This window comes from Rhodococcus sp. KB6, from assembly GCF_001445685.1.
Lineage (GTDB): Bacteria > Actinomycetota > Actinomycetes > Mycobacteriales > Mycobacteriaceae > Rhodococcus_F > Rhodococcus_F qingshengii.
This window is the reverse complement of the sequence record NZ_LNAK01000145.1, coordinates 1-360: the sequence shown is the minus strand read 5'-3', so window position 1 is coordinate 360 and position 360 is coordinate 1. Positions and strand designations below refer to the sequence as shown.

The 360-nt window shown below is 55.0% G+C and carries 1 protein-coding gene; it reads right to left on the bottom strand.

Features of this window, described 5'->3' with window-relative positions; translation table 11 throughout:
- Positions 1 to 327 (bottom strand): HNH endonuclease family protein, encoded by a 327-nt coding sequence (locus tag ASU23_RS34960; protein ID WP_253741478.1) that lies wholly within the window; start codon positions 325 to 327, stop codon positions 1 to 3.
- Between the last annotated feature and the right edge of the window lie 33 nt (positions 328 to 360).

Here is a 360-nt window from a genome sequence, read left to right as displayed (position 1 = left end):
TCACGCTCTGGCCCATCGCACTGCCACCACAGCCATCAGCGGCATGACATCGACATAATGACCAGCAGAAAGAGGAAGACTCCTTGACAAAGCTGCTGATAACAGGTGGTCGATCTGAATGGCCGAAGGATTGGACGTGGAAAACGCGATATCGGTTCCGGTGTACGGGTCGTGAAGCGTGCCGGCGATGACTTTGCAGTCGCGCGTTCCGGGTTTGAATGCGACATCGACAAGTTGAATTTTCAGGACGTCATTGCGTGTTATCTCTAGCGCCGCATCAGGATGAAGGCACGGTAGGCACGGCGTGTCGGTCGCCCTGTCCCTCATGGTTATCTAATAGCGTCTATGCCACAGGTGGGA

Bases quoted from the DNA above. Each gene is read 5' to 3' on its own strand.
- ASU23_RS34960 (WP_253741478.1), bottom strand. From the start codon at position 327: ATGAGGGACAGGGCGACCGACACGCCGTGCCTACCGTGCCTTCATCCT.